The 25606-nt window shown below is 45.3% G+C and carries 23 protein-coding genes; 10 read left to right on the top strand and 13 right to left on the bottom strand.

The window, feature by feature from the left end; all coding sequences use genetic code 11:
• Positions 1 to 34 precede the first annotated feature (34 nt).
• Positions 35 to 718, bottom strand: coding sequence for a response regulator (locus RJ47_RS18130; RefSeq protein ID WP_039477686.1), 684 nt, complete (start codon positions 716 to 718; stop codon positions 35 to 37).
• The gene (locus tag RJ47_RS18125; RefSeq protein ID WP_039486004.1) at positions 715 to 2334 is read right to left on the bottom strand and encodes an ATP-binding protein; all 1620 of its coding nucleotides are present in this window, start codon (positions 2332 to 2334) and stop codon (positions 715 to 717) included. Before RJ47_RS18125 ends, RJ47_RS18130 begins: the two co-directional genes overlap by 4 nt.
• Before the next feature lie 323 nt (positions 2335 to 2657).
• Here RJ47_RS18125 and RJ47_RS21570 point away from each other — a divergent pair, with 323 nt between their 5' ends.
• Together RJ47_RS21570 and RJ47_RS18115 are read left to right on the top strand one after the other, a co-directional pair.
• Positions 2658 to 2882, top strand: coding sequence for a hypothetical protein (locus RJ47_RS21570; protein ID WP_038187030.1), 225 nt, complete (start codon positions 2658 to 2660; stop codon positions 2880 to 2882).
• 167 nt (positions 2883 to 3049) lie between these two features.
• Positions 3050 to 3568 (top strand): lipocalin family protein, encoded by a 519-nt coding sequence (locus RJ47_RS18115; protein WP_038134485.1) that lies wholly within the window; start codon positions 3050 to 3052, stop codon positions 3566 to 3568.
• Here the strand turns inward: RJ47_RS18115 and RJ47_RS18110 are convergent.
• From RJ47_RS18110 to RJ47_RS18100, 3 genes are all read right to left on the bottom strand, one after another.
• Positions 3536 to 4318, bottom strand: coding sequence for an MBL fold metallo-hydrolase (locus RJ47_RS18110; RefSeq protein ID WP_039485999.1), 783 nt, complete (start codon positions 4316 to 4318; stop codon positions 3536 to 3538). The two genes, RJ47_RS18115 and RJ47_RS18110, sit on opposite strands and share 33 nt — an antisense overlap.
• Positions 4319 to 4405: 87 nt before the next feature.
• Positions 4406 to 5362, bottom strand: a complete 957-nt coding sequence (locus RJ47_RS18105; RefSeq protein WP_039485992.1) for a lactate/malate family dehydrogenase — start codon at positions 5360 to 5362, stop codon at positions 4406 to 4408.
• Between the two features lie 114 nt (positions 5363 to 5476).
• Positions 5477 to 6349 (bottom strand): DMT family transporter, encoded by an 873-nt coding sequence (locus tag RJ47_RS18100; RefSeq protein ID WP_039485990.1) that lies wholly within the window; start codon positions 6347 to 6349, stop codon positions 5477 to 5479.
• A 146-nt stretch (positions 6350 to 6495) separates the two neighbouring features.
• Between RJ47_RS18100 and RJ47_RS18095 the strand changes: the two genes are divergently transcribed.
• From RJ47_RS18095 to RJ47_RS18085, 3 genes are all read left to right on the top strand, one after another.
• Positions 6496 to 7200 carry a glycerophosphodiester phosphodiesterase gene (locus RJ47_RS18095; protein ID WP_039485988.1) on the top strand — a complete coding sequence of 235 codons (705 nt, stop codon included), beginning with the start codon at positions 6496 to 6498 and terminating at the stop codon, positions 7198 to 7200.
• A gap of 366 nt (positions 7201 to 7566) precedes the next feature.
• Entirely contained in the window at positions 7567 to 7962 is a 396-nt protein-coding gene (locus RJ47_RS18090) for a SulA-like leucine-rich domain-containing protein (protein WP_005473851.1), read from the top strand.
• A gap of 201 nt (positions 7963 to 8163) precedes the next feature.
• Positions 8164 to 9267: a phosphoribosylaminoimidazolesuccinocarboxamide synthase gene (locus RJ47_RS18085; protein ID WP_039485985.1), complete on the top strand. Its 1104-nt coding sequence runs from the start codon at positions 8164 to 8166 to the stop codon at positions 9265 to 9267.
• Between the two features lie 48 nt (positions 9268 to 9315).
• Here RJ47_RS18085 and RJ47_RS18080 read toward each other — a convergent pair whose 3' ends face one another.
• Complete coding sequence (locus RJ47_RS18080; RefSeq protein WP_038211991.1) at positions 9316 to 9750, bottom strand: EF-hand domain-containing protein; 435 nt, start codon at positions 9748 to 9750, stop codon at positions 9316 to 9318.
• A gap of 159 nt (positions 9751 to 9909) precedes the next feature.
• On the opposite strand from RJ47_RS18080, the gene RJ47_RS18075 reads away from it, so the two are divergent.
• Positions 9910 to 10833: a LysR family transcriptional regulator gene (locus RJ47_RS18075; protein WP_038134473.1), complete on the top strand. Its 924-nt coding sequence runs from the start codon at positions 9910 to 9912 to the stop codon at positions 10831 to 10833.
• Here the strand turns inward: RJ47_RS18075 and RJ47_RS18070 are convergent.
• From RJ47_RS18070 to gyrA, 5 genes are all read right to left on the bottom strand, one after another.
• Positions 10824 to 11690: a YjjW family glycine radical enzyme activase gene (locus RJ47_RS18070; RefSeq protein ID WP_039485983.1), complete on the bottom strand. Its 867-nt coding sequence runs from the start codon at positions 11688 to 11690 to the stop codon at positions 10824 to 10826. The two genes, RJ47_RS18075 and RJ47_RS18070, sit on opposite strands and share 10 nt — an antisense overlap.
• Before the next feature lie 9 nt (positions 11691 to 11699).
• Positions 11700 to 13241 carry a YjjI family glycine radical enzyme gene (locus RJ47_RS18065; protein WP_039485980.1) on the bottom strand — a complete coding sequence of 514 codons (1542 nt, stop codon included), beginning with the start codon at positions 13239 to 13241 and terminating at the stop codon, positions 11700 to 11702.
• Positions 13242 to 13396: 155 nt separating this feature from the next.
• Positions 13397 to 15280, bottom strand: a complete 1884-nt coding sequence (locus RJ47_RS18060) for a methyl-accepting chemotaxis protein (protein WP_038212000.1) — start codon at positions 15278 to 15280, stop codon at positions 13397 to 13399.
• 126 nt (positions 15281 to 15406) lie between these two features.
• Complete coding sequence (locus tag RJ47_RS18055) at positions 15407 to 15739, bottom strand: hypothetical protein (protein WP_038134466.1); 333 nt, start codon at positions 15737 to 15739, stop codon at positions 15407 to 15409.
• Positions 15740 to 15918: 179 nt separating this feature from the next.
• Complete coding sequence (gyrA, locus tag RJ47_RS18050; RefSeq protein WP_039485977.1) at positions 15919 to 18552, bottom strand: DNA topoisomerase (ATP-hydrolyzing) subunit A; 2634 nt, start codon at positions 18550 to 18552, stop codon at positions 15919 to 15921.
• Positions 18553 to 18837: 285 nt separating this feature from the next.
• On the opposite strand from gyrA, the gene ubiG reads away from it, so the two are divergent.
• The 4 genes from ubiG to yfaE all read left to right on the top strand — a co-directional run bounded on the left by ubiG (position 18838) and on the right by yfaE (position 23801).
• A complete protein-coding gene (gene ubiG, locus RJ47_RS18045; protein ID WP_039485974.1) occupies positions 18838 to 19545 on the top strand; it encodes a bifunctional 2-polyprenyl-6-hydroxyphenol methylase/3-demethylubiquinol 3-O-methyltransferase UbiG in 708 nt (235 codons plus the stop codon).
• 470 nt (positions 19546 to 20015) lie between these two features.
• Positions 20016 to 22298, top strand: a complete 2283-nt coding sequence (gene nrdA / locus RJ47_RS18040) for a class 1a ribonucleoside-diphosphate reductase subunit alpha (RefSeq protein ID WP_005473790.1) — start codon at positions 20016 to 20018, stop codon at positions 22296 to 22298.
• An 82-nt stretch (positions 22299 to 22380) separates the two neighbouring features.
• Entirely contained in the window at positions 22381 to 23514 is a 1134-nt protein-coding gene (gene nrdB, locus RJ47_RS18035) for a class Ia ribonucleoside-diphosphate reductase subunit beta (protein WP_038212006.1), read from the top strand.
• 8 nt (positions 23515 to 23522) lie between these two features.
• Positions 23523 to 23801, top strand: coding sequence for a class I ribonucleotide reductase maintenance protein YfaE (yfaE, locus tag RJ47_RS18030; RefSeq protein WP_005473726.1), 279 nt, complete (start codon positions 23523 to 23525; stop codon positions 23799 to 23801).
• Positions 23802 to 23852: 51 nt separating this feature from the next.
• Here the strand turns inward: yfaE and RJ47_RS18025 are convergent, their stop codons facing one another.
• Together RJ47_RS18025 and RJ47_RS18020 are read right to left on the bottom strand one after the other, a co-directional pair.
• Positions 23853 to 24104: a hypothetical protein gene (locus RJ47_RS18025; RefSeq protein WP_039485971.1), complete on the bottom strand. Its 252-nt coding sequence runs from the start codon at positions 24102 to 24104 to the stop codon at positions 23853 to 23855.
• Between the two features lie 230 nt (positions 24105 to 24334).
• On the bottom strand, positions 24335 to 25579 hold the full coding sequence (locus RJ47_RS18020) for a CinA family nicotinamide mononucleotide deamidase-related protein (protein ID WP_039485968.1): 1245 nt from the start codon (positions 25577 to 25579) through the stop codon (positions 24335 to 24337).
• Positions 25580 to 25606: the final 27 nt, after the last annotated feature.

Here is a 25606-nt window from a genome sequence, read left to right as displayed (position 1 = left end):
AAAACGTCTAGGTGAGAGTGAGGAATGGTTGTTCTTATTGGGATCTTCTGTAACTTCTCTCTGGACGTCCTACTGAGCCATAGTTCAGATCAGCTTCTAACTCTCCAGTGCTAATTAAGTATTCTAGATAACGGCGCGCCGTTGTTCGACTGGCACCGATTCTCTCGCCAGCTTCATCGGCCGTTAAGCTTATCGGCTCTTGGAATAACGCTTTTATTTTATCCAAGGTGACGCCATCGATTCCTTTAGGCAGTCGGTTGACGGAAGGTTCGTGAATGCTGGTGGATTGCAGCATTTTATCAACGATTGTTTGGTCTAAATCAGAAGCACGCGTCAGTTGCTGTTTTTGCTCGACGTACTTAGCTAGGGCCGCCTCCAATCGCGGAAACATAACGGGCTTAAGTAAGTAATCAACCACGCCACCGCGCATCGCCATTTGCAGCGTATCCACATCTCTTGCGGCGGTAATCAAAATTACATCACACTGAAGACTTTTGCTGCGCAGCTCATTGAGGATCTCTAAACCCGAACCATCAGGAAGATGAACATCGAGCATAATTAGGTCAGGTTTCAAGATCTCGAGTTGAATATTGGCTTCCATCTTAGTGGTACAAATACCGATCACTTCATAACCACCAATTTGCTCCAAGTACTTTTGATGCAATTGCGCTATGGCAATATCATCTTCGATGATCATCACCTTTGTTTGCTTGCTCATACCACATCTTCCTTCGGTAAATACACCGTCATTCTTGCTCCATTATCCTTGTTATTGACCATTTCCAGCTCGCCCCTATAGCGCATCGCCAACTCATTAACTAAATACAAGCCGACGCCTCGGGTTTCCTGATCTTTGGTAGAGACTCCTCTCTCAACCAGTGATTCTGGTGTTATGGTATCGGGTAAGCCGCATCCACGATCCAACACTTCCAGAATGATTTCGTTGCCATAATCACTGATGGAAACTTCAACCTTGCGCCTAATGGCGTTAAACGCGGAGTCTTTGGCCATCGCTTCTCTCGAGGCATCAAAAGCATTGTCGATTAAGTTACCTAAAATCGTTACCACATCTTCGGCGTTAATTCGATCCGGCAGAGGAAGTAGCCTTGAGCCTTCTTCAACCATCAGCTCAAGGCCAAGCTCTCTCGCTCTCTCTGTCTTTCCGAGTAACATACCCGCAATGAGTGGCTCTTTAATGGTTTCACGCAAAAACTCGATAATCGCTTGGTAATGGGCGGTTTCTTGGCCAATTAGATGTTGAACAGCTTCGAGTTCTCCCATTTGAACCATGCCACTGATGGTGTTGAGTTTGTTACGATGCTCATGTGTCTGAGAGCGCAGTAGGTCTGCGTATTCTTTGGTTTTTGCGAGCTGCTCGGTCAATTCGGTCAAATCATCTTTGAGTCGGAAACTTGAAACCGCACCGACCACCTTTCCATCAACGATGATTGGACTGCGGTTCGCAATTAGCCTTTTTTGGTTTAAATAGAGGTTGATATCATGGTCGGTTCGCGCCGTTTGAAGAACCGATTGCAGGTCGCTATCAGGAAGTACTTCACTCAATGGCTTGTTGATAGAGTCCGCTTTATTAATATTCAGGATCTGACAAGCACTACGGTTTATCGATCGGAGTCGCCCATCACCGTCAATACTCAGTATTCCTTCTTTTAATGTTTCCAACGTGACGTCAAGCTCAACATACAAACGCCCTATCTCTTCTGGCTCAAAACCTAGAATGGCTTTTTGAAAACGTCGAGAGGCGTAGCTCGACAAAATCGCATTAGCGGCAACGACGGCAAGCGCCATCAAAATGAGATAAAGCAAGAAGGGTTCGATTCGATCTTGAAGTCTATCTAGCAAATAACCAACAGATACCACCCCAATAATGTTTCCGTGAGAATCAAATACTGCTGCTTTTCCCCTCACAGAGTAGCCCAATGATCCTTTAGCAGTAGAAATGTATGCCTCACCATCCACTAATGCGCGCTTGTTGTCACCGCCTTTCATCGGTAAACCAATACGCTCATCGACAGGATGAACGAGCCGAACGCCATTTTCGTCACCGATCACAATGAATGCCGCACCGACAAGCTGAGTCAGGTCCCTAAATCGCTGTTGTTGCTCCGATGTCACTCCCGTTTCGATTGCATCAATCACATATTGGGATTTCGACAAAAAAGAGGCCAAACCTAGCGCTTTCATTCCCATCTCTTCTTCCTGAGAATGCTTCACATAGATAAAGCCCGCTGCCACGAGCAATAGTAGCTCGATCAATCCAGACAGCGTCATGATAATCAACATTCGCTTACGAAAGCTGATACTGCTCCATTTCATAGCCTCTCCTTAACTCGCCTATAGGCTATCACTGTTGCCGAATCTGTCCGAGTTTGTCGTAGCGAAATTGTGAATGAAGTGTGTATATGATTTGTTGTTTTTAGCCATTTTTATAACTAAAACGAATTAACCAGATGACACACCAAACCTACGAGCAGAAACTCATCGTTTATTGATTACGATCAATCTTTTTTATGTTCATTTTTTACGCTATTCACGCAATCCTCTTGTATAATTATTAAGCAGCGCAAACGCGCGCAACGTATTTGGCTACGCAGCAAAAAATAACACTCTATAATCGCTGCTTTTTTGAGGGAATCGAAATGAAAAGGGACATATTTGGGATCTGCCTTTCACGCTCTATGCTGTCTAGTAATTTATCTGGCACTTTCACTCATGTTAGGGCTTATGCAAGATCAAATCGCGAAGACGATGCGAAGGTGATGCACGCTTTCCCCCAACTATCCGGGAAGGAGATCTTGGCTAACATGGAGTCATCTAACTCGTTACTGTGGCGTGCTGAATTTGCTTGTTTAGAACAAAAATAGTGCACAGAGAATCGCGCAAGATTCAACCTTTCTACGAAGAGAAGCTCGGCTTCTCTTTTTTATTACCTGCAAATCCTCGAAGCAAATGAGTCGCGATAAGACTTTGCTAGATCTTCACGCCCAACAGAGCTAAAGTTATTGATATCTATGTTAACTGGCTGATAAATATGAAAAGAATCATTCTATTTATTGCACTTATATTTCTCCACGGCTGTACGGCAATTCCTGAGCGAGTAAAACCCGTCTCTGATTTTGATGCCAATCGTTACCTCGGCACATGGTATGAAATCGCTAGGCTTGACCACAGCTTTGAACGTGGCCTGACGAATGTCTCGGCAAACTATTCGTTTAACGACGATGGCACCATTAAAGTCATTAACCGAGGTTGGAGCGAAAAAGATCAAATCTGGAATGAAGCCATCGGCAAAGCGAAGTTTGTTCAAGACGCTGATGTCGGTCATTTGAAAGTTTCCTTTTTTGGGCCGTTTTACAGCAGCTATGTCGTCTTTTATCTCGAACCGGATTACTCAACTGCGCTTGTTTCTGGCTATAACAACGAGTATTTCTGGATTCTATCTCGCAACACCACCATTCCAGATTACAAGCTGAATAAATATCTCCGCATTGCCGAACAAGCAGGGTTTAACACTGAGTCATTGATTTTTCCGTTTCGCTCGGCCGAGTGACCAAAGTGCGGTGAATAAACTTCTCAATTGAATTTTAGTGACGCGCCAATGCGTGGACGGCGTGCGAGGGGTGGTTTCGATCAGGTATCGATAGGTTTCCTTATCAAAAGTCACCTCCCCTCCATGCGCTGCCAGTAGACGCTTCGGAGCCATTTCAAATACCCTTTTTACTGAAGCTCGGTACTGATTCGGGTGGAATATCGGAAAGGGAGAGATCAAACGCTGCTTAACTTCAACAATTAGATCCGCCACATAAAGCAGGTCTTGTTCACAGTGGTATAGTGACAAGTCTCTATCGGTGTGACCTGGTGTTTCCATTACCCGCCAATCTTCAAATCCGGGTATAACATCGCCCTCTCTAACCCTTACCTCAGGATGTAAATGGCGACTATACCAAAGGTTTCTCTTAGGCTGATTCTTGCGTTTAGCTACCCACATGGCCAATGCAATATCCGTTAGGTGCATGATGAAACCATCTAGCCCCGAATACCACTGATTAGGGCGGTCCGCCGACACCAGTGCACACCCCGTGCGCGCCCGCAGTAGATTCGCTCCACCAGCATGGTCAGGGTGCATATGGGTAATCACCACGACTTTAAGATCAGTGATTGGTCTGTTTAACTTCAGGGTGATGAACTGCGTTATATCATCAACATCCGCTCGGCTTGCACCATCGAGCAGCATCAATTTATCGGGATATTCGGCTATATACAGAGTTTGTATATAGCCTTTGAGAGTGTGGAGTATCATTCGCAATTATTAACAAGTTATTTACACTTGTTAATTTAGCGAGTCCTCAATAAATGGAAAGAGCAAAAACTCTAAGGTGTGAATTTGCTACGACTTTAGAAGCCCTGTTTTTTCGGCTACTTCAGCCACAACGGCATCCAAGTTTTGCGCAATTTGTTTCAATGTCTGCTGTTCTTCTTCTGTAAATGGATGGCTCAAGACAGATTCCGCCCCATTCTTACCAATCACGGTTGGAAGGCTTAGAACAACATCCTTAATACCATACTGCCCATCAAGAAGAGTCGCCACAGGTAATACTGAGCGTTCGTTAATCATTATCGCTTGGATAATTCTAAACACACTGGCCGCAATACCGTGAGTGGTATTTTGTTTACGTTTAAATATTTCATAGCCAGCTTGCTTTACAGACTCTAATAACTCATCCGCGCAAATTCGGTCGATATGGTGAGTATCACAATAGTAGTCTGCAGGCTGCCCAGCGATTGAAATCAAACTTTTAGGCGTAAAGCAGTTACTTCCATGCTCACCCAACACATAACCAAACACGTTTTTAGGGTCTAAGTTGACTCGATTTGCCACTATCGTCATCAGACGCGCGGTATCAATTACACAACCGCTACTGATCACCTTGGAGCGAGGAAACTTGGTATTTGTCGCGATAAAATGCGCCACAATATCGCAAGGGTTCGATACGACGATCAAAATGGCGTTTGGCGCTACTCGCTCGACTTCTTTGGCAATTTCAACACCAATTCGGCTATTGACCTCAGCCAAATCAATTCGAGTCTGACCCTGTTGGATTTGTGCGCCTGCGGTAATCACCACAATGTCCGCGCCAATCAGGTTCAAATAGTCATCAGTTGGCACTAAGTGAGTATTCTTTGAAAACGTCAGCGCTGCGGTGTGGCGAAAATCGAACACTTCACCTTCGGCACGTTCAAGATTTTTATCAAGCAGTACCAACTCACTCACACTGCCTATCGTCAGAAGGTAGTTGCACACTCCCACCCCAACGGCACCAGCACCAATTACTCCAATTTTCATGCGTTCATCCCTGTGTTTCTTACGACAAATTACTAATAATCACATCAATTATAGCAATTTAATTTTACCTTCTAAATAAGTAATGAAGGATCTCACTAGAAACCTAGACTATTGCTAGCGGCGAACTCTGAAGAGTCTGCCATCGGTGCGATAAAATAGAAGAGCAAATAAGATCAAGCTGCACCCAATCAGTTTGTTGGTTGAAAGTTGTTCGCCGTACCAGAGGATACTTAAAATCACCGTCCAAATAGGTTCTAACAACATGATGAGCGCCGCGTTGCCGGGGTTACATCCCTTCTGGCCAAGTGTCTGCATCACGTATCTTAGACTGGTGGCCAGAACCGCGCTGGCTGCAAACCACCCCCAGATTGACGAATCGACACTGACTGGCGACTCTTCGAGCAGAAGTGACATCACCAAGGCAATCAAGCCCGTCACAAATAGCTGTATACACGTAAGCAGTAAGATTGGAAGCTTTTGCGCTAGCTTGCTATTGACATTGAAATGAAGTGCTAACAAACACGCATTGGCAAGAAACCAAATTTGCCCGGGCGAACTATTCCAGCCTCCTTGCAACGAAAGAAACGCCAATCCAGCGATGGCAATTGGCATCGCAAACCAAAATGCACGCTTTGGCCGCTCTTTAAACAGTGCCCAAGCCACAATTGGCACAATGATCATAGACAAACTAACAATAAACGCCCCTTCTCCAAGGGTTTCGCTTATAGAGATAGCGTGGACCCAAGCCAAAAGTGCCAGAGCGAGAATACCGCCCCCACCAATGGCTTGTGCTAGCTGAACGCGACTCAAGCGTCGAAATGCCCGAAAACACAATGGCAGCAAACAAACCGAAGCAACCAAAAAGCGAAGGCCTATAAAACCGAAAGGCGGTAAGCCTTGAATGGTTTCTTTGGAAAATATCCACCCCAGACCTGCCAACATCGTTGTGGCAATAAGTATCCAAGCAGCTTTACGTTCAGCGTTCAAAATCAAATCTCTTCGTTATTTTTTATTGTTTTGTTGTTTTGTTGTTTTATTGTTTTGTTGTTTGGCGATAGTCTCAGATTTTTGTAGTGACAACCACTCTTTAGCGCTAATCTAACCGCTCATTATTTTTTGATTGTGTTAAGCAAATGAATATAGTCGGACACCGAGGCATTGCCGGTCATTACCCTGAAAACACCCGAGTGAGTATTGAAGCTGCGATAGAGCTCGGCCTCAACTGGATAGAAGTCGATATCCAACCAAGCAAAGATGATGTTCTTGTGGTTTGCCATGATCACACAGTTGATCGATGCAGTAATGGGAAAGGTCGAGTTGATACACTGACCTTAAGCGAACTACGCCAGCTTAATTTTGCCCATCGTTATCCTGAATGTTCTCCGCAAACAATATTGACCTTGAGTGAGTTGCTCGACATTGCCAATCGACACCGCATCAAGTTAAACCTTGAAGTAAAAATCGATCACCATGACCCTGAACACGTTGTCGACCTCCTTGCGCACACCCTCAAAGGCATTGAGTTGCCAACAGAGGCGATTCTGTTTTCGAGTTTTAACCACGATGTCGTTCGCCAGCTTAGAAAGCAGTTTCCCACCCACGCCATTGCCGTTTTGTTAGAAAGGTTGAGGAGAAAAGATCGGCTTCTTCTAGAAGAGGTTCAAGCCGTTGGTTGCAATCTCAACCATCTCTGGACAAGCAAACGACAGATTTCATCTCTGCAAAAGCTCGGCTATAAAGTCTGGTGCTACACAGTAAACAACCCAAATCGCTTAAAGCGCCTTAGCAATCTAGATGGTATTTTTAGTGATTATCCTGAGCGCTTTCTTACCCCCTAGAAAGTGCTAAATTAGCTCAAGTCGAAATTAGCGCCCCAAACCACAAAGCCTCAGCATGAAGATGACAAGATACCAAGCTGGTTGAGGATATCTTGACACTTAGGGGCGATTTCCAACAAACAACCTCTCTGGTTTTATACAGTACTTTCTCCACAGTACTGTATAAAACCATGTGCGTTCACTCACAGTTTCTCATACTTAGATTACTTGCAATAAGATAAAGGTAATCATTTAAATTCAAACACTTAACTTTCATTCTCGCTCACGTGCTTCTATTTTTCGATTAAAAAGACAACAAAAAGTCTTGATCACTTCCAGCAAACAAACTACTGTATACACATACAGCATGTATGAAAGGACAGTATTATGATTCAGTTTCAACCAACAAGTCGCTCGGTTTCTAAATTCAATGTTCTCGCTCAACCTACCCAGCCGATGAACATCGATGACACCGTTCTTTACCGCTTAGCGAGCCTATCGCACCAAAAGCAATGGATTTTGTTTACTGCTGAATGTCCACGTCCAGACTACGAACAGTTCGCTTCATACAATGTCAGCTGCAAAAAGATCATCCAGATGAGAGCATCTCAAACTCAGTCAGAGGTAGAGATTGTGACCAAAGCCATTCAGTCGGGTAACGCAAGTGCCGTTGTCGCGTCCAACCAAATTTCAGAATTAGATCAAGCGTTACTTACTGACCTCGCTAACCAATTCCAGTGTGCGGTCTTTTTTGTTGAGGGCAGATCATTCCAGTACCACTAATAAGCTCAACATTTACACTGTCTTTGGCCCCTCCCTTTGTGAGGGGCTTTTTCTTTTTATCACATCGCCATTGCGCCGTTAAAAAATTAAGCAAACGTTTGCTTTTTATCTGGAAGCCTCGCTAAGTTCTGGTATTATGCACTGCAAATCGAAAGCAAATTACGTCTTTCACCCATTTTTGACAAAGATAGGAATGTCTAAATGAGTCTCGCCGATCAAGTTCTCGCCGTAAATGACGATCTTCCAATTCGCACCAATAAGCCAGTTCATAGCGGAAAAGTACGCTCTGTATATTGGTTAACTGAAGAAGACAGCCAACGCCTTATTCAAGAAAAAGGCTACGATGTTGCCCCTGATGCGCCTTTAGCCATCATGGTTATCAGTGACCGTATATCGGCGTTTGACTGCATTTGGCATGCAGAGGGTGGATTGCAAGGTGTACCAGGAAAAGGCGCTGCCTTGAATGCGATCTCTAATCACTGGTTTAGCCTCTTTAAAGAAAATGGACTCGCCGATAGTCACATTCTTGATATCCCTCATCCACTAGTTTGGATCGTTCAAAAAGCCAAACCAATTATGATCGAAGCGATTTGTCGCAAATACATCACGGGCTCGATGTGGCGTGCCTATGAAAAGGGTGAGCGTGAGTTCTGTGGCATTGAACTTCCAGAGGGACTCGAGCGCGATAAAGCACTCCCTGACTTGCTAATGACTCCTTCAACCAAAGGCATTCTTAAAGGTATCCCAGACGTTCCAGAAGCCGATGATGTCAACATCACTCGTAAAAATATCGAAGACAACTTTGCCGCCTTCAACTTTTCCAAACCAGAGGATATTGCACTCTACGAGAAGTTGCTCCGCGAAGGGTTTGGCGTCATCAGTGATGCACTGGCTAAAGTGGACCAAATCTTTGTCGATACAAAATTTGAGTTTGGCTACGTTCAAGATGCTGCAGGCAACGAAAAACTGATCTACATGGATGAGGTCGGTACGCCAGATTCATCCCGTATTTGGGATGAAAAGGAGTATCAAGCCGGTAATATTGTCGAGAATTCAAAAGAAGGATTCCGACAATTTTTGCTTAACCACTTCCCTGATCCAGATATCCTTCTTAACAAAGAACGTATGCCTGAACGTGAAGCACTGGCGCGCGAAAACGCACTGCCTCTTGAAGCGCTTATGGATATTTCCCGCACATACACAGGGATCGCAGAAAAGATTACAGGTCGCCCAATTGAGCTAAGTGATAATCCAAAGCAAGAGATTATCGATGTCCTTGGATCTCAGTATGGTCTGATTGACTGATACCTATAAACACAACGCCCCATATTTGGGGCGTTGTGTTTATTACGATTATTTATCTTTTCCACCACCATTGCCGCGATCACTGTTTTTTCCTCTATCGCTGCGGTCGGGCTTTTCCTTTTTCTCTTTACGGTTGGCGTTGGACTTTTGCTTTTTGTTATCAAGTAATGCGCCTGTGCCATTACCTGGGTTTGAGTATTTTGCGTGAGCCGCTAACTCTTCTTCGCTGACAAAACCATCTTTGTCTTTATCAAACGAAGCGAAAGCACTTAATGAGTTCTCTTCCTCTTCTTCACCGTCGTCCATCGTTAAACGAAACGCATCAAACTCTTCTTTCGACACGAACCCGTCTTTATCCTCGTCCATGACTTGAAAATCTGGAGCAACCTTCACCTTGGTCGCTTCATCCATATCATCCTCATCAGCCAACACTGGATTAACCACCAACAACAAACCAATGATCAATAAACTTTGTACCTTCATGTTTTCCTCCTAGTCCAACACGATCTAACTATTAAGCAATAAATTAATAGCCATTGTTACTCTAGTATAGAAGCGGAATAGCACTTCCACACAACGAGCACTTTGCAAAGCAGTCAACGCGGATATAATGCAGTAGAAACTGACCAACAATGTTACGCCATGGATTTTATTGCCCTTTCCCGAATCAGCATGAAGCACTTAACGGTACTTCACGTTATGCTTTCAACCAACAGCGTGACTAAAGCGGCTGAGAAATTATGTGTCACGCCCTCTAGTGTAAGCAAAACGCTGTCACAACTTAGAGAGCAGTTAGGTGATGAGCTATTTTATCGAGAGGGAACCTTATTGCTCCCAACCTCCTTTGCTCTGAGCATTGCTCCGCAAATCCATGGTATCTTGTCGAGCATGAACGGGATTCTTCATCAAGGAGAATTCGAACCTGCCAGTTTTACCGGCACCATTTCATTGTCCATGCGCGAAAGTACCTTCGAGCTATTTGCCGAGCGAATTGAACAAATCTGCCAACAGTTGTCCTCTGCTAAACACGTTCAGCTTTTCGCTAAAGAGCAAATGAACTTTGATTCGTTGAGTCGCGGTCAGGTCGATTTTATGCTGCTGCCCCACGATGTGAGCCAACCGCCGACACGAAGCCGCGATTTGATGTGGCAGCAAATCATGGAAGATGAAATGGTCTGTCTGCTTTCGCCCACCCACCCTTTAGCGAGCAAGCGAACAATATCAATCGATGATTATCTCCAATACCAACATATTGGGATTCACGATGACGACCTTGCCGAACCCTTCTTTGAACAGAATTTGACTCAGCAACATCGTTCACGTGATGTGAGTATCTCTGTTTCAGATTTTGGTTCTGCCGCCGTGTTGTGCCATCACTCCGAACGAATATTAACCTGCTCCAAAGCCTGGGCAGACAAGGCATATCAAGCGAAATTGCTCATTCAGAAACCTCTACCCTTTGATTATGGCCAAGTTGGATACAGTTTGGTTTGGAATCAAGCCAGTTTAAATCATCCGGCATTGCGCTGGCTCCATCAGCAACTTTTGGCAGTGCATCAGACGTAAACGCAGGCGCGGCTGATCGGATTTGGAACGAGCTTTTCAAGCCGTTGGTAGAGGTGATCGATTTGCCCTTCGCTACATTTTGACCAAGATAGCGCTTGCCCAATCACGCCATGATGCTGAAAAGCGTTGAGCCTAATATTGACGTTGGCTGGCAGCTGGTTGATAAGCGCTGCAATATGGGAAATTTCACTCTCCAAATCACTTTTATCTGGCACGTGAAGAAGTCTAAGCTCGTGTAATTTTCCCTGCTCTGCTAACAAGCGAATCGATTGAATAACTTTATGGTTGTCGCGACCAACAAGCCACTGATGGGTTTCATCCTGCCAAGATTTCAGGTCAATCATCGCCCCATCCATAAAGGGCAACACGTTGAGCCATCCTTGTTGCGACAAATAACCATTGCTATCAATAAAACAAGTGAGGTGTGATAACTCTTCGTCCTGTTTGATTGCTTTGAATAGATCAATGATGAAAGGAAGCTGCAAAGTCGCTTCACCTCCGGACATGGTAATGCCACTGATAAAATGGCGCTGCTTTCTAATCAGCCCCACGATCTTAGTGACAGTGTAACTCAAAATCTTTGGGCTCGAATGATGATCGCAGCGATCAAGGCAAGCATCACAATGGGTGCACTTGACCTCGTTCCATGCGACTCGCCCACTATCCTCTAGCGTTAAAGCTCCGCTTGGGCACACAGCAACACAATCACCACAATGGTTGCAGTGATTGATTGTGTGAGGGTTATGGCAGGTAATGCAGCTAAAATTACACCCTTGTAGGAAGATGACCAGGCGATTCCCTGGTCCATCCACACATGAAAAATTCAGAATTCGGCTGACAAACGCGCTTTTTTCCATCTTAAGGCCTTACTGATAGTACGGCTGCGATTCCATGCTGACGACTCGTGGACTGCGCTCAAGTATCCCGGTGTTATTTGCCGCTTCTGCCCCAAGAAATGTCGTGTTCGAGCGTGAACCTGAAGCGGCGAACTTGGCGATGTCAGAAAGCTTAACCATATAGCCAGTTACACGAACTAAATCGTTTGATGCCACGTTTGCCGTAAACTCGCGGTAGCCCATGGCCAACGCACCTTTGCAAAGATTGAACATCGCTTCAGGGTTCGATTTAACGGTTTCATCAATCGTTAAGATATCACTGATCCCCGACGTATAGTATTTGTGCTGCGGCGCGGTCGCTTGAACATAGCTCACCGGATCCGGCTCGGTCCCATAAGGAATACGCACACCTGGTGTGACATCTTTATCAAGACTAATCCCGCCCTGAGCATGCAATAATGCTTTGCCTTCATAGCCGTATTTAACCGGGCTAGTGTCGACCAAATGCGCCAGCTTTTCTGAAATGGCAAGTGCGAGTCGGTTTGCCTTATCACTGTGGCCATATTGTTCATTGCAATCTTCTTTCTCTAAAAGGATATTGACCGCCTCTGCCATGCCGTATATCCCGTACATTGGTGCAAAACGGTTCTCGTAAATCAGCGCCTCCGTCGCCAAAAAGCCTTTAAAAAAGTTTGAGTGTTCATGCAGATGACGGCTTCTTGCCTCAATCAGCTCAATCATTAGCTCGTTGTACGTCGGAAGAACGTAATCAATAAAGTCCGTACTGTCTTTTGAACGCTTAGCCACTTCTTTCAAGTTCATTCTCACTAGCGTGTTGGAACCACCCGCTAACGGCAATGAGTTGTAGCAGCTAACAATGCCAAACTGTTTATCACCATATGCGGTTACATGCATCGGATAGTTGGCGATGTGTGGCTTACTGCATTCGCAAATATTACTGGTTGCCTGCCTTAAAAGATCGTCCGGAGTGATGCTCGAGTCATACATAAAAGTTAAGTTGGGCGCGATCTGCTTAAGCTCTGCATCGACTTTAAGAATGGTTCGGCAAATCATATTGTCCGTAGGACCGATATTCACATGCATGAACGCATCAGGTAGGGTGCGGTCCAACATAATCCAGAAGCGCTTGAGTTTGGCATAAACCTGTTGCTCTGTTAGAGAGCCGACATAAGGAAGCAGCACTTCGTCAAGTTGACCAAGATAAACGGGAATATTAGTGACTGAGGGAACGTGATGATAAAGAATGGTCAGCAAATTGAGGGCATCATCAAAATCTTGCGCAGGCTCAACTTCAAGATGCATCGAGCCTTGCTTTAGATATTTTGCATAATCGGGCAGCACGTAGCGAGGTTTGAAAGGTGCGTGTCCCTCAAACATGTCACAAATGATGCCTTGCTCCATCGCAATCGAAACGGCATCAGACACCTCCAAATATGGAAGGTTCGCCTCCGCTTCTAACGCGAGAAATTGGTTCTTTTGTTTTGGGCTAAGGTTGGTGTCGGTCACGATAGCGTGAACACGTTGTTGGAATGCGTTGAGAGAAGTCGGCATAGCTTGTAATCCTTGTTTTTTGTATGGATTTTAAAACTTGCACGATCATTTCTACTATTGAAACTTTGATAAGTTTATTTTTCCATTTCGGAAAAGCATCAAACAAAAAAAGCCCGGTAGTAAAAACCGGGCTTAGTCGAAACAAGGTATGGCGCTTACAACTTGAAGCGATTGATTTCTTGTTCTAGCTCATGAGATAGCTCTGACAATTGCGCCGCTTGAGATGCCGCGTCATGTGCCTCATCCGCCAAGTCATTCGACACATCACGAATACCCACGGTGTTTCGCGTAATTTCAGATGTGACCGACGCTTGCTCTTCTGCCGCTGAAGCAATTTGAGTCGCCATATCACTGATGCGTTCAACAGCCGTTTGGATTTGGGTTAAACTCACTGCCGCAGAATCTGCATCGCCCACACTGGTATCCGCCAACATGCGGCTATCGCCCATAATGCCCACGGCTTTACCCGTCGTACCTTGCAGAGTTTCAATCATCTGCTGGATCTCTTTCGTCGAAGCATGAGTACGTTGACTCAACACACGAACTTCGTCGGCCACCACTGCAAATCCACGACCTTGTTCACCCGCACGCGCCGCTTCAATTGCCGCGTTAAGTGCAAGTAGGTTGGTTTGCTCTGCAATATCTTGAATGGTCGATAGAATCGTACTAATGCTATTGCCGTGTGCTTCAAGTTCTTGAATAACCTCGGTCGCTACCTGAACTTCCTGCGCCAGATTTTGAATCGAACTTTGTGTTTGCACCACTTGCTGACCACCATGCACACACGCTGATACCGCTTCTGACGAGTTTTGCGCCGTATGATCGGCGTTGCCCGCGATTTCCTGTGTGGCTGCAGCCATTTCATTGATAGCGGTAGCAACCATGTTGATTTCATCTTGTTGATGACGAATACGGGCACTGCGCTCTTCAGCATGTTGCGCAGTTTGCTTCGCCTGCTCTGACAGTGACGCCGAAACTAAGCTCAGTTTAGACACCATCGAATGCATGTTACCAACGAAGGTATTGAAGTTTGACGCCAATTGACCAACTTCGTCGTCACTACGAGGTTCAAGTCTTTGAGTCAAATCACCTTCACCTGATGCAATTTCTTCCAACGCTTTGGACACACGGCCTAAATCGCGGAACAAGAAGCTCACCAACCAAGAGACAACAAAGACAACGATCAAAGTAATTACGATTGCCGTAATAATCAGGTCAACCAACAGCTCTGAGTGTGCCGCTTCTTCTGTTGCGCGATCCATTTCAATCGCAAAAATCCACGGGGTATCTGGTACTTGTTTAAAGAAGACCATTTTCTCTACGCCGTTTCGCTCAATCAGCTCAATAGAGCCGGTATTTGCCGCTTCTTGAATCGCGCGAAGGGTAAATTTATTTGAAAGCGTTGACACAGGTTTCAGCGATAAGTCTTTGTTTGGGTGCGCTAGGAAGTTGCCATCTTGAGTATCAATAAGCATCGCGTAAGCGTTCTTACCCGCATCGAGATTAATGACATCGTTGATCAACTGATCGATCAAAACATCAGCTCCAACAATGCCGACAAACTGGCCGTTGCGACGAACTGGCTCAGCAATTGTCACCAATAGCGCATTGGTAATCGCATCTTTATAGGCAGTTGTGATGATTTGCTTGCCCGCAGCATTGGCATCTTTGTACCAAGGGCGAGTACGTGGATCATAGTCTGCACGATTTCGCTCTGGATGCGAGCGGTACATTCCGCCCTCTGGAGTACCGAGGAAGATATCATCGAACCCACCCGCTTTACGCGCTTGCTGCAAGTATGGAACGACATCGGCTTCTTGGCTGTAATCGTTGAACGCAGTAGAAATTTGTTTACGAATGGAAATCCAGTCAGAGATCCCTTCTGAAGCAGCAGCGGCTAGACTCTCTGCACGAGCGTATACGCCGTTACGAGTTTGTTGGAAAAGTTGGTCTGCAGATAGCCAAGTTAGCACGCTTGCCATTAGCACCACCGCTAATAAGCTGGCACCTATCAGTTTTTGTTTTAATGATAATTTCATGGTTGATATTTCGCCTGGAACAGTAGGAAAGTGGCGAATATTATCGGGATTTTAACCAAGATGCACGAACATTTGACAACCAAACAACAGACTGTAAATTATTGAATTGACTGCAAAATATTGACGTCATTTTTCCGTCATTTCAGGCAGCCCAACCCCGTCGTTAGCCGCTTGCGTGGACCCATCCTCTTCACTTACAACAGGTCGTTCGTTGGCGTGCGTCGAATAGTAGCGATCTAACAGCTCTTTGCCATAAATCACCTCAGTTTGCATATGCATGACAAGCAGGAACGCTGCCGCACAAGCGCAAAGAATATTAAATTTTTTCGTAATACGGCCGCGTTTAGTGGGGGAGTAAATAGCAATTTGCAGTGTAACAAGAGCAAATGGATAGAAAATGAGCAAGGCGAGCAAGCCACCTAGATAATTGGATATCGCCATTGGTGTATCTAAACCCATCTCATCTCTCCTTTTACTGCGTAGTTTGGTCACTATACGTGAACCAAAGTGCAGACTAACTCAGAGAGAGACACTTTTGAGACGAGTTATACACCTTATTGAAACTATTGGCGAAATTGCTTAATTCTGAGCACAAAAAAGCCGAGCAATTGCTCGGCTTTGATTCATTTAAAACGTGTTTACGCTTGAGGCTCATCATCGCCAGTCGGCGTTTCTGGATTCTCAGACGTTACTTCAGCTGTGTTTTCTGTATCAGCAGCATCTTCACCTTCTGGTAAATCCACCTCTTCTACTTCGTCAATACGCTGAAGTCCAACAACACTCTCATCTTCTGCAGTGCGAATTAGCGTAACACCTTGCGTATTACGGCCAACTTGGCTCACTTCAGAAACACGTGTACGAACTAGAGTACCAGCGTCAGTGATCATCATCATCTCATCGCCTTCTTCTACCTGTACCGCGCCAACAACTGGACCGTTACGCTCTGACACTTTGATAGAGACGACACCTTGTGTTGCACGACCTTTCGTCGGGTACTCGGCAAGCTCGGTACGTTTACCGTAGCCGTTTTGCGTTACAGTTAGAATGTCACCTTCGTTTGAAGGAACAATGAGAGAGACCACTTGATCTTCATCAGCCAGTTTCATACCGCGAACACCTGCCGCAGTACGACCCATTGCACGAACTTTATCTTCGTTGAAACGAACTACTTTACCCGCTTTAGAGAACAGCATGATGTCGCTATCGCCGTTGGTAATATCAACGCCAATCAAGGAATCGTCATCACGTAGGTTAACTGCAATTAGACCGTTTGAACGTACGTTTGCAAATTGATCAAGCGATGTCTTCTTAACCGTACCGTCACCAGTTGCCATAAAGATGAATTTCTCTGGTGAGAACTCATCAACTGGTAGAATTGCGGTAATACGCTCACCTTCTTCTAGCGGTAGAATATTGATGATTGGCTTACCACGAGCAGTTCGGCTCGCTAACGGCAATTGATACACTTTCAGACGGTAAGTTTTACCACGTGTAGAGAAACATAGGATGTTATCGTGAGTATTCGCAACCAACAGACGCTCGATGTAATCTTCATCTTTCATCTTCGTTGCACTCTTACCTTTACCACCACGACGCTGTGCTTCGTAGTCGCTTAGGATTTGGTACTTAACGTAACCTTCGTGAGAAAGAGTCACGACCACGTCTTCACGTGCAATCAGCTCTTCCATGTCGATGTCATGGCTTGCTGCTGTGATTTCCGTACGACGAACATCACCAAATGCATCGCGAACTGTTTCTAGTTCTTCGCGGATCACTTCCATCAAACGCTCAGTGCTTGCAAGAATATGCATCAGTTCAGCGATTTCTTCTAGAAGCGCTTTGTACTCGTCAAGAATCTTCTCGTGCTCAAGACCAGTAAGCTTGTGTAGACGTAGGTCTAGGATTGCTTGCGCTTGAGTTTCAGTCAGGAAGTACTGACCATCACGGATACCGTATTGTGCTTCTAGCCACTCAGGACGAGCCGCATCAGTACCCGCGCGCTCTAGCATTGCTGCTACATTACCTAGATCCCAACCGCGAGCCACAAGACCGGCTTTCGCCTCTGCTGGTGTTGGCGCCTTACGGATCAGTTCGATGATCTCATCGATGTTCGCTAATGCCAGTGCCAAACCTTCTAGGATATGCGCACGCTCACGAGCTTTACGCAATTCAAAGATAGTACGACGAGTCACCACTTCACGGCGGTGATCCACGAAGCACTTCAACATCTCTTTTAGGTTGAACAGCTGTGGCTGGCCGTTGTTCAGCGCAACCATGTTGATACCGAACGTCGTTTGAAGCTGAGTGTTCGCGTATAGGTTGTTTAGAACCACTTCGCCCACTGCATCACGCTTACATTCGATAACAATGCGCATACCGTCTTTGTCAGACTCATCGCGCAGTGCACTAATGCCTTCAACTTTCTTATCTTTAACAAGCTCAGCGATCTTTTCGATCAAGCGAGCTTTGTTCACCTGATAAGGGATCTCGGTAACGACAATGGTCTCTTTACCATTCTTGTCCGCTTCGATTTCCGCTTTAGAACGCATGTAAATTTTACCGCGGCCAGTCTTGTACGCGTCTACAATACCTTTGCGACCACTGATTAGTGCCGCTGTTGGGAAATCTGGACCAGGAATGTAGTCCATTAACTCATCAATCGTGATCTCTTCATTATTGATGTATGCCAAGCAGCCATCGATCACTTCGCCAAGGTTATGTGGCGGGATGTTGGTTGCCATACCTACTGCGATACCAGAGGCACCGTTTACCAATAGGTTAGGAATTTTAGTAGGAAGAACCGCTGGGATTTGCTCAGTACCGTCATAGTTCGGTACGTAATCCACGGTTTCTTTGTCTAGGTCAGCGAGAAGTTCATGGGCAATTTTTGCCATGCGAACTTCGGTATAACGCATTGCCGCTGCTGAGTCACCATCGATAGAACCAAAGTTACCTTGGCCATCAACTAGCATGTAACGTAATGAAAACGGCTGAGCCATACGAACGATAGTGTCGTATACAGCACTGTCACCATGCGGGTGATATTTACCGATTACGTCGCCAACAACACGGGCAGATTTTTTGTATGGTTTATTCCAATCATTACCTAGCACATTCATCGCGAACAAAACGCGGCGGTGTACAGGCTTTAGGCCATCACGCACATCAGGAAGAGCACGACCAACGATTACGGACATCGCATAGTCAAGGTATGAACCTCTAAGCTCATCTTCAATGTTTACGGGCGTGATCTCTTTAGCTAGATCGCTCATAGAGCCATTATCCCTCTATTTATAGATCGTATGTACAATACGTTTAAGGTGCAAAAATATAACACACAAATCGACTCTTCGGCATTACTTTCCCTCTCCTTTTATCAGGTTGTGAGCTTGGTTGTGAATCAAATGCCGAGAAATTGCACACTCTTATTTTATCTCGCTGATTAATGGTTATATTTTCACCACTTCAGTATAAAAGTGACGTGCCCTATGGAGTGTTCATTTTAACGCGCTATAATGCCTGCCTAATTCAAGGAAGCGGTACAACACAGAGCAGTTATGACACAAGCACAAAACGTCGACCCAAACGAAATTAAGAAATTTGAGGATATGGCTTCACGCTGGTGGGATCTGGAGGGCGAGTTTAAACCTCTGCATCAAATCAACCCGCTACGCTTGAACTATGTTTTAGATAACGCCAATGGCCTTTTTGGCAAGACAGTGCTCGACGTTGGCTGTGGTGGTGGCATCCTTGCTGAGAGTATGGCGAAAGAAGGCGCGATCGTGACCGGATTAGACATGGGCAAAGACCCCCTTGAAGTCGCTCGACTTCACGCTCTGGAGACAGGCACCAAGCTTGAGTACATCCAAAGCACCATCGAAGACCATGCCGCAACCCATGCTGGAAAATACGATGTCGTCACTTGCATGGAGATGCTTGAGCACGTCCCTGACCCACTTTCCGTTGTTCGCTCTTGCGCAGCGCTAGTTAAACCAGGTGGCCATGTCTTTTTCTCGACCTTAAATCGCAATATTAAGTCTTACTTGTTTGCCATCGTCGGTGCAGAGAAACTGCTTAAGATCGTCCCTGAAGGTACTCACGATCACGAGAAGTTCATTCGCCCGTCTGAGCTGATTAAAATGGTTGACCAAACCGACCTGACAGAGACGGGAATTACAGGGCTACACTATAACCCGCTCACTGATTCATATAAGCTTGGTCGTAAGGTCGACGTTAATTACATCGTCCACACTCAGAAGTTTTAACACCAAGATAACACCCTATATCTAGTGGTTATTTCTAAGGCGGTAGCATAAGCTCACCGCCTTTTTTAGTGCTTTTTTGAACGATTTTTGTCGAGTTGATTCCATTTTCACCAGGCGGAAAAATGCGGGAAAAAATTGGCAAAGATCAAGATATTTTTTTTTGTTTGTGGTTACGAATAAACCGATTCCAAAACGGTAATTTTCTACAATCTTATCCGCTCTTATTTCATCGGTTAGTAGTCACTTACTGATTTTTTCAATTTTGTTAGTTATCCACAAGTCATCCAAGATCTCCAACTTGAAAACCACCTCAGATAGCACTATCTTGTAACCCGCACACCAATGCACCCCTATATATTGTGTTTGTACTACAATATATAGATAGACTTTGATCACAAAGCCGGTACGAATTTTACAAGAATTACACAAAAACACGGCTTTTATCAGTTTTGTTAGGGAAATTAAGCAGAATGAACCAACAACTTACCGTTACCAAACGCGACGGTCGTAAAGAAAGCATTGATCTTGAGAAGATCCACCGAGTAATCGCTTGGGCAGCAGAAGGCCTCGACAACGTTTCTGTATCTCAAGTAGAACTACGCGCTCACATTCAATTTTATGATGGCATCACGACTTCAGACATCCATGAAACCATCATCAAATCCGCAGCTGATCTGATCTCAGAAGAGACGCCAGATTATCAATACCTTGCTGCTCGCTTGGCGGTATTCCACCTGCGCAAAAAAGCGTATGGTCAGTACGAACCACCAGCACTGTATGATCACGTTGCGAAGCTGATCGATATGGGTAAATACGACCAGCATATTCTAGAGGACTACACAAAAGCGGAATTGGATGAGCTTGACGCGTATATCGATCACCGCCGTGATTTAGATTTCTCTTACGCAGCGGTTAAACAGCTTGAAGGTAAGTACTTTGTTCAGAACCGAGTATCTGGTGAGATCTACGAGAGTGCACAGTTCCTTTACATTCTTGTTGCTGCTTGTTTGTTCGCGAAATACCCGAAAGAAACGCGCCTTGACTACATCAAGCGTTTTTACGATGCGACCTCTACATTCAAGATTTCTCTACCTACACCGATCATGTCAGGTGTACGTACTCCTACTCGCCAGTTCAGCTCGTGTGTACTGATCGAGTGTGGTGACAGCCTAGATTCTATCAACGCAACGGCAAGCTCCATTGTTCGTTACGTTTCTCAGCGTGCCGGTATCGGTATCAACGCAGGTCGTATCCGTGCTCTGGGTTCAGAGATCCGCGGTGGTGAAGCATTCCACACGGGTTGTATTCCTTTCTACAAATACTTCCAAACCGCAGTGAAATGCTGTTCTCAAGGTGGTGTTCGTGGTGGTGCTGCAACGGTATTCTACCCACTGTGGCATGGTGAATCTCAAGCACTGATGGTTCTTAAGAATAACCGTGGTGTTGAAGAGAACCGTGTTCGTCACATGGATTACGGCGTTCAGTTGAACCGCTTGATGTATCAACGCTTGGTAGAAGGTGGCAACATCACGTTGTTCTCTCCTTCTGACGTACCAGGTCTGTATGATGCGTTCTTTGAGAACCAAGATGAGTTCGAGCGTCTATACGTTAAATACGAAAACGATCCTTCAGTTAAGAAAGAAACGGTTAAAGCAATCGAGATGTTCTCTATCTTGATGCAAGAACGTGCTTCTACAGGTCGTATCTATATTCAAAACGTTGACCACTGTAACACCCACAGCCCGTTTGATTCAGAAGTTGCACCTGTTCGTCAATCTAACCTGTGTTTGGAAATCGCGCTGCCAACTAAGCCGCTAACCAACGTTGAAGATGATTCAGGTGAGATTGCGCTGTGTACGCTATCTGCATTCAACCTTGGCGCGATTAAATCTCTTGATGATTTCGAAGAACTGTCTGACCTAGTTGTTCGTGCTCTTGATGCGCTGCTTGATTACCAAGATTACCCGCTTCCAGCGGCTTACAAGTCAACGATGAACCGCCGTACTTTGGGTGTGGGCGTGATCAACTACGCTTACTACCTAGCGAAAAATGGCGTGAAATATTCGGACGGCAGTGCAAACGGCCTAACTCACCGTACATTTGAAGCAATGCAGTACTACTTGCTCAAAGCGTCTGTGGCACTAGCGAAAGAGCAAGGTAAATGTCCTTCATTCCACGAGACGAACTACGCGAAAGGTCTACTGCCAATCGACACTTACAAGAAAGACGTCGATCTCGTGTGTGACGAACCATTGCATTACGACTGGGATGGCCTACGCGAAGAAATCATGACACACGGTCTGCGTAACTCGACGCTAACTGCGCTAATGCCGTCTGAAACATCTTCTCAAATTTCGAACGCAACCAACGGTATTGAGCCTCCACGTGGCTATGTATCAGTCAAAGCGTCTAAAGATGGTATCTTGAAGCAAGTTGTTCCAGAGTTCACAGAATACAAGGAAAACTATGAGCTTCTTTGGAATATCGGCTCGAATGATGGCTACTTACACCTTGTGGGCATCATGCAGAAGTTTGTGGATCAGGCTATCTCGGCGAACACAAACTATGATCCAACCCGTTTCGAGAGCGGTAAAGTACCAATGAAGAAACTTCTCCAAGATCTTCTTACTGCGTACAAGTACGGTGTGAAAACGCTTTACTACCACAATACTCGTGACGGTGCGAGCGATGACCAGAAAGACGCCGTACAACCACAAGATGATGATTGTGCGGGCGGCGGTTGTAAGATTTAATCCATAATCCCCTAGCGGATTATTAGGCAATAGACATTATTCGCCCCTCCACAGTGAGGGGCATAAAAGGAATTGAGGCATCATGGCTTACAGTACTTTTAACAGAAACAAAAACGATCAGCTAAAAGAACCAATGTTCTTAGGTCAGTCAGTCAACGTAGCACGTTACGACCAACAAAAATTTGAGATCTTCGAAAAGCTGATTGAAAAACAGCTTTCTTTCTTTTGGCGTCCAGAGGAAGTAGACGTATCAAGCGACCGTATCGACTACAACAAGTTGCCTGATCACGAAAAGCACATTTTCATCTCCAACTTAAAATATCAAACGTTGCTTGATTCTATTCAAGGTCGTAGCCCGAACGTTGCGCTTCTGCCTCTTGTTTCTCTGCCAGAAGTAGAGACATGGATTGAGACTTGGTCTTTCTCTGAAACAATTCACTCACGCTCTTACACACATATCATTCGTAACATCGTTAACGATCCAGGTATCGTATTTGATGACATCGTTGAGAACGAGCACATTCTAAAGCGAGCGAAAGATATTTCTGGTTACTACGATGACCTAATTGAGCTAACAAACGATTATCACCGTTACGGCGAAGGCACTCACGTCATCAAAGGTGAAGAGAAGACTATCAAGCTTCACGACCTAAAGAAGAAGCTTTACCTGTGTCTGATGTCTGTTAACGCTCTAGAAGCTATTCGCTTCTACGTCAGCTTTGCTTGTTCATTTGCGTTTGCAGAGCGTGAACTGATGGAAGGCAACGCAAAAATCATCAAGCTTATCGCTCGTGATGAGGCGCTGCACCTAACCGGTACTCAGCACATGATCAACCTTCTTCGTAACGGTCAGGATGACTTCTCTTTCATGCAGATTGCCGAAGAGTGTAAACAAGAGTGTTTCGACCTGTTCAAAGAAGCGGCAGAGCAAGAGAAAGAGTGGGCAGAATACCTATTCAAAGATGGCTCGATGATCGGCTTAAACAAAGACATTCTTTGCCAGTACGTGGAATACATCACCAACATCCGCATGCAAGCGGTTGGCTTAAGTGCGGCGTATCCAGAAGCGACCTCTAACCCGATCCCTTGGATCAATGCTTGGTTGTCTTCGGATAATGTTCAGGTTGCTCCGCAAGAAGCTGAAATTTCATCTTACCTTGTTGGTCAGATCGACAGCGACGTTCGTGCAGACGACTTTAAAGACTTCGAGCTATAAAAACGAATATGCCAAGAATTAAAATTAACGGCTTCACACCGATTCAATCAAACCCTTCGAATACTCTGTTGGAAACAATGGAACAAGCGGGATTAGAGCCTGAGTACAATTGCCGAGATGGCCATTGTGGTGCATGCCGCTGCAAAATTGTATCAGGTGAAGTGGAATACGTTGGTTTTGCGATGGCTTATGTGCAAAGCGATGAAATTTTACCTTGTATATCTCGTGCGAAAACGGATATTGAACTGCAAGACGTCAATTACACGCTAAGAGAAAAACGCGCATAACTATTCAATAAAAAGAAAGCCTGGATGTATCTCATCCGGGCTTTTTTGTATCTACGCGCGTAAATTTGCTCCTGATAAAAACTCATCTGCTGTCAGCATCGACACGGCTTTATCCGCGATTTCTCTACCATCATCATCAAACAGAGAGAGTCGATACCCCATGGTAGAGGTGATTTCCTTCTCTTCTGGCGCGGTCAACCACATTGAAATTGCATCCAAGCTTTCTGAGTTAACTGCCTCACCCAGAATCACTTTTTGGCTAGCAACTTGATACCAAACCAGTATTTTAGACTGATGAAACATGCCTTCCTCCCTGAATGACTCCTGCGACGAACTCTTAGTTTAAGATCTAATGTTGCAAATGCACGTTGCAATTTAGAGACAAAAATCGCTCCTATTAGAAATCATTAGCTTAGCAATTAGACGATTTTGCTATAACAAAAAAGTATGAAAGCAAATGAGTAATAACAAGAATATTCATTCATTTAAAACAGCATGGTGGACCGATTTAATCACGCAATGACGACCGAGTCCTACCCCGTTTGAATCGCACTCTGAGGAACATACATTTCCTTTTCACGTTTCAGTGAGCTGTAATTGGGAAACATGGGTTTCGCTGCTAGGTAACGCCTTAACATATCGGCCGCCACGGTGGTAATTAGTAGCACTTGATCATCTGCTGAAAACTGACGATTGAAGCTCAATGTTTGCCCCCATTCACCTTCACGGGTAGAAATGGCGACAGAAAAGCTTTTTTCATAGACACGTCCAGTTACGATCGAAATGTCGGTAGCGCACTTCTCTTTAGTTGCTCCGGCTAAGGCAAAAGCCGCTGCAAGCGAGTCTTGATCCGCTTGCCCCACTTCAACACGTTTTCCTAAAACCCAACCGTGCCCACAATAGTCAGCGGCGCGCTCATTCGAATGTAGCCAATGTGACAGGCAACCTTGTGTTGATTGCTCTGCTGTCGAGATAGAAAGTTTCTTATCCAGAATCAAGTGACCAACGTGATCTTGCATCGACTCATCGACACTAACAACATTGGGCTCTATCAATTTGAAAATAAGCTGTAGCAACTTGATACGTGTATCTACATCCCCTTTGGGCCCAAACAGCTTCACCTCGATGTAAGGCAAGTAAGAACGGTATCCAAGCATATACCCTTCCGGCAGTTGGACTTTGTCTAACGCATCGGACAATGCCGATTCAGAGGTACCAAAGGTATGAAGCTTACTGCAATCCATCCCGACCACCTGAGAGTGTGATTTTTTAAGGTCTGGTAGAATCTGAGTGTCTACCATCATCTTAAACTCACTTGGAACGCCCGGCGTAAAATAAAAGTCACAGTCGTTAATCTTAAGTTTGAAACCACACGCAGTGCCGACTGGGTTGTCAATAAGTAAGGAACCTTGCGGTAACATCGCTTGCTTTCGGTTACTTTCAGGCATGGTTAGACCACGAGCAGCGAAAAACGCTTCTAGCCGTTCTATCCACTCTGGGAACTCAACAAGGTTTACATCTGCAGCCTGTGCTGCCGCCTGAGCACTGAGGTCATCAGTTGTGGGCCCAAGACCACCATTCACAATGACCACATCACTGTTGAAACTCAGCATTAGAAGCTCTTCGATTAGAGCTTGGCTCTCATCCCCAACAGTGGAACGCTTGCTGAGGGAGTAACCCTTCTCAAAGAAACGCTGAGACAACCAAGCCGCATTGGTGTCGACGATATCTCCGTGAAGTACTTCTTCCCCGGTGCTCAGCATCGCAATTTTCAACATAAAAAGGTCCTTACTAGTAGGCATTAC

The organism is Vibrio sinaloensis, from assembly GCF_000808535.1.
Taxonomy (GTDB): domain Bacteria; phylum Pseudomonadota; class Gammaproteobacteria; order Enterobacterales; family Vibrionaceae; genus Vibrio; species Vibrio sinaloensis_D.
This window is presented reverse-complemented; position numbering and strand designations above follow the sequence as displayed.

Coding starts and splice junctions, on each gene's coding strand:
- RJ47_RS18065 (WP_039485980.1), bottom strand. CDS start 13,241: ATGCCGACTTCTCTCAACGCATTCCAACAACGTGTTCACGCTATCGTG.
- RJ47_RS18020 (WP_039485968.1), bottom strand. CDS start 25,579: ATGTTGAAAATTGCGATGCTGAGCACCGGGGAAGAAGTACTTCACGGA.
- RJ47_RS18060 (WP_038212000.1), bottom strand. CDS start 15,280: ATGAAATTATCATTAAAACAAAAACTGATAGGTGCCAGCTTATTAGCG.
- RJ47_RS18070 (WP_039485983.1), bottom strand. CDS start 11,690: ATGGAAAAAAGCGCGTTTGTCAGCCGAATTCTGAATTTTTCATGTGTG.
- RJ47_RS18125 (WP_039486004.1), bottom strand. CDS start 2,334: ATGAAATGGAGCAGTATCAGCTTTCGTAAGCGAATGTTGATTATCATG.
- RJ47_RS18085 (WP_039485985.1), top strand. CDS start 8,164: ATGAGTCTCGCCGATCAAGTTCTCGCCGTAAATGACGATCTTCCAATT.
- RJ47_RS18105 (WP_039485992.1), bottom strand. CDS start 5,362: ATGAAAATTGGAGTAATTGGTGCTGGTGCCGTTGGGGTGGGAGTGTGC.
- gyrA (WP_039485977.1), bottom strand. CDS start 18,552: ATGAGCGATCTAGCTAAAGAGATCACGCCCGTAAACATTGAAGATGAG.
- RJ47_RS18075 (WP_038134473.1), top strand. CDS start 9,910: ATGGATTTTATTGCCCTTTCCCGAATCAGCATGAAGCACTTAACGGTA.
- RJ47_RS18095 (WP_039485988.1), top strand. CDS start 6,496: ATGAATATAGTCGGACACCGAGGCATTGCCGGTCATTACCCTGAAAAC.
- ubiG (WP_039485974.1), top strand. CDS start 18,838: ATGACACAAGCACAAAACGTCGACCCAAACGAAATTAAGAAATTTGAG.
- RJ47_RS18080 (WP_038211991.1), bottom strand. CDS start 9,750: ATGAAGGTACAAAGTTTATTGATCATTGGTTTGTTGTTGGTGGTTAAT.
- RJ47_RS18025 (WP_039485971.1), bottom strand. CDS start 24,104: ATGTTTCATCAGTCTAAAATACTGGTTTGGTATCAAGTTGCTAGCCAA.
- RJ47_RS21570 (WP_038187030.1), top strand. CDS start 2,658: ATGAAAAGGGACATATTTGGGATCTGCCTTTCACGCTCTATGCTGTCT.
- RJ47_RS18130 (WP_039477686.1), bottom strand. CDS start 718: ATGAGCAAGCAAACAAAGGTGATGATCATCGAAGATGATATTGCCATA.
- RJ47_RS18110 (WP_039485999.1), bottom strand. CDS start 4,318: ATGATACTCCACACTCTCAAAGGCTATATACAAACTCTGTATATAGCC.
- RJ47_RS18115 (WP_038134485.1), top strand. CDS start 3,050: ATGAAAAGAATCATTCTATTTATTGCACTTATATTTCTCCACGGCTGT.
- nrdB (WP_038212006.1), top strand. CDS start 22,381: ATGGCTTACAGTACTTTTAACAGAAACAAAAACGATCAGCTAAAAGAA.
- yfaE (WP_005473726.1), top strand. CDS start 23,523: ATGCCAAGAATTAAAATTAACGGCTTCACACCGATTCAATCAAACCCT.
- RJ47_RS18090 (WP_005473851.1), top strand. CDS start 7,567: ATGATTCAGTTTCAACCAACAAGTCGCTCGGTTTCTAAATTCAATGTT.
- nrdA (WP_005473790.1), top strand. CDS start 20,016: ATGAACCAACAACTTACCGTTACCAAACGCGACGGTCGTAAAGAAAGC.
- RJ47_RS18055 (WP_038134466.1), bottom strand. CDS start 15,739: ATGGGTTTAGATACACCAATGGCGATATCCAATTATCTAGGTGGCTTG.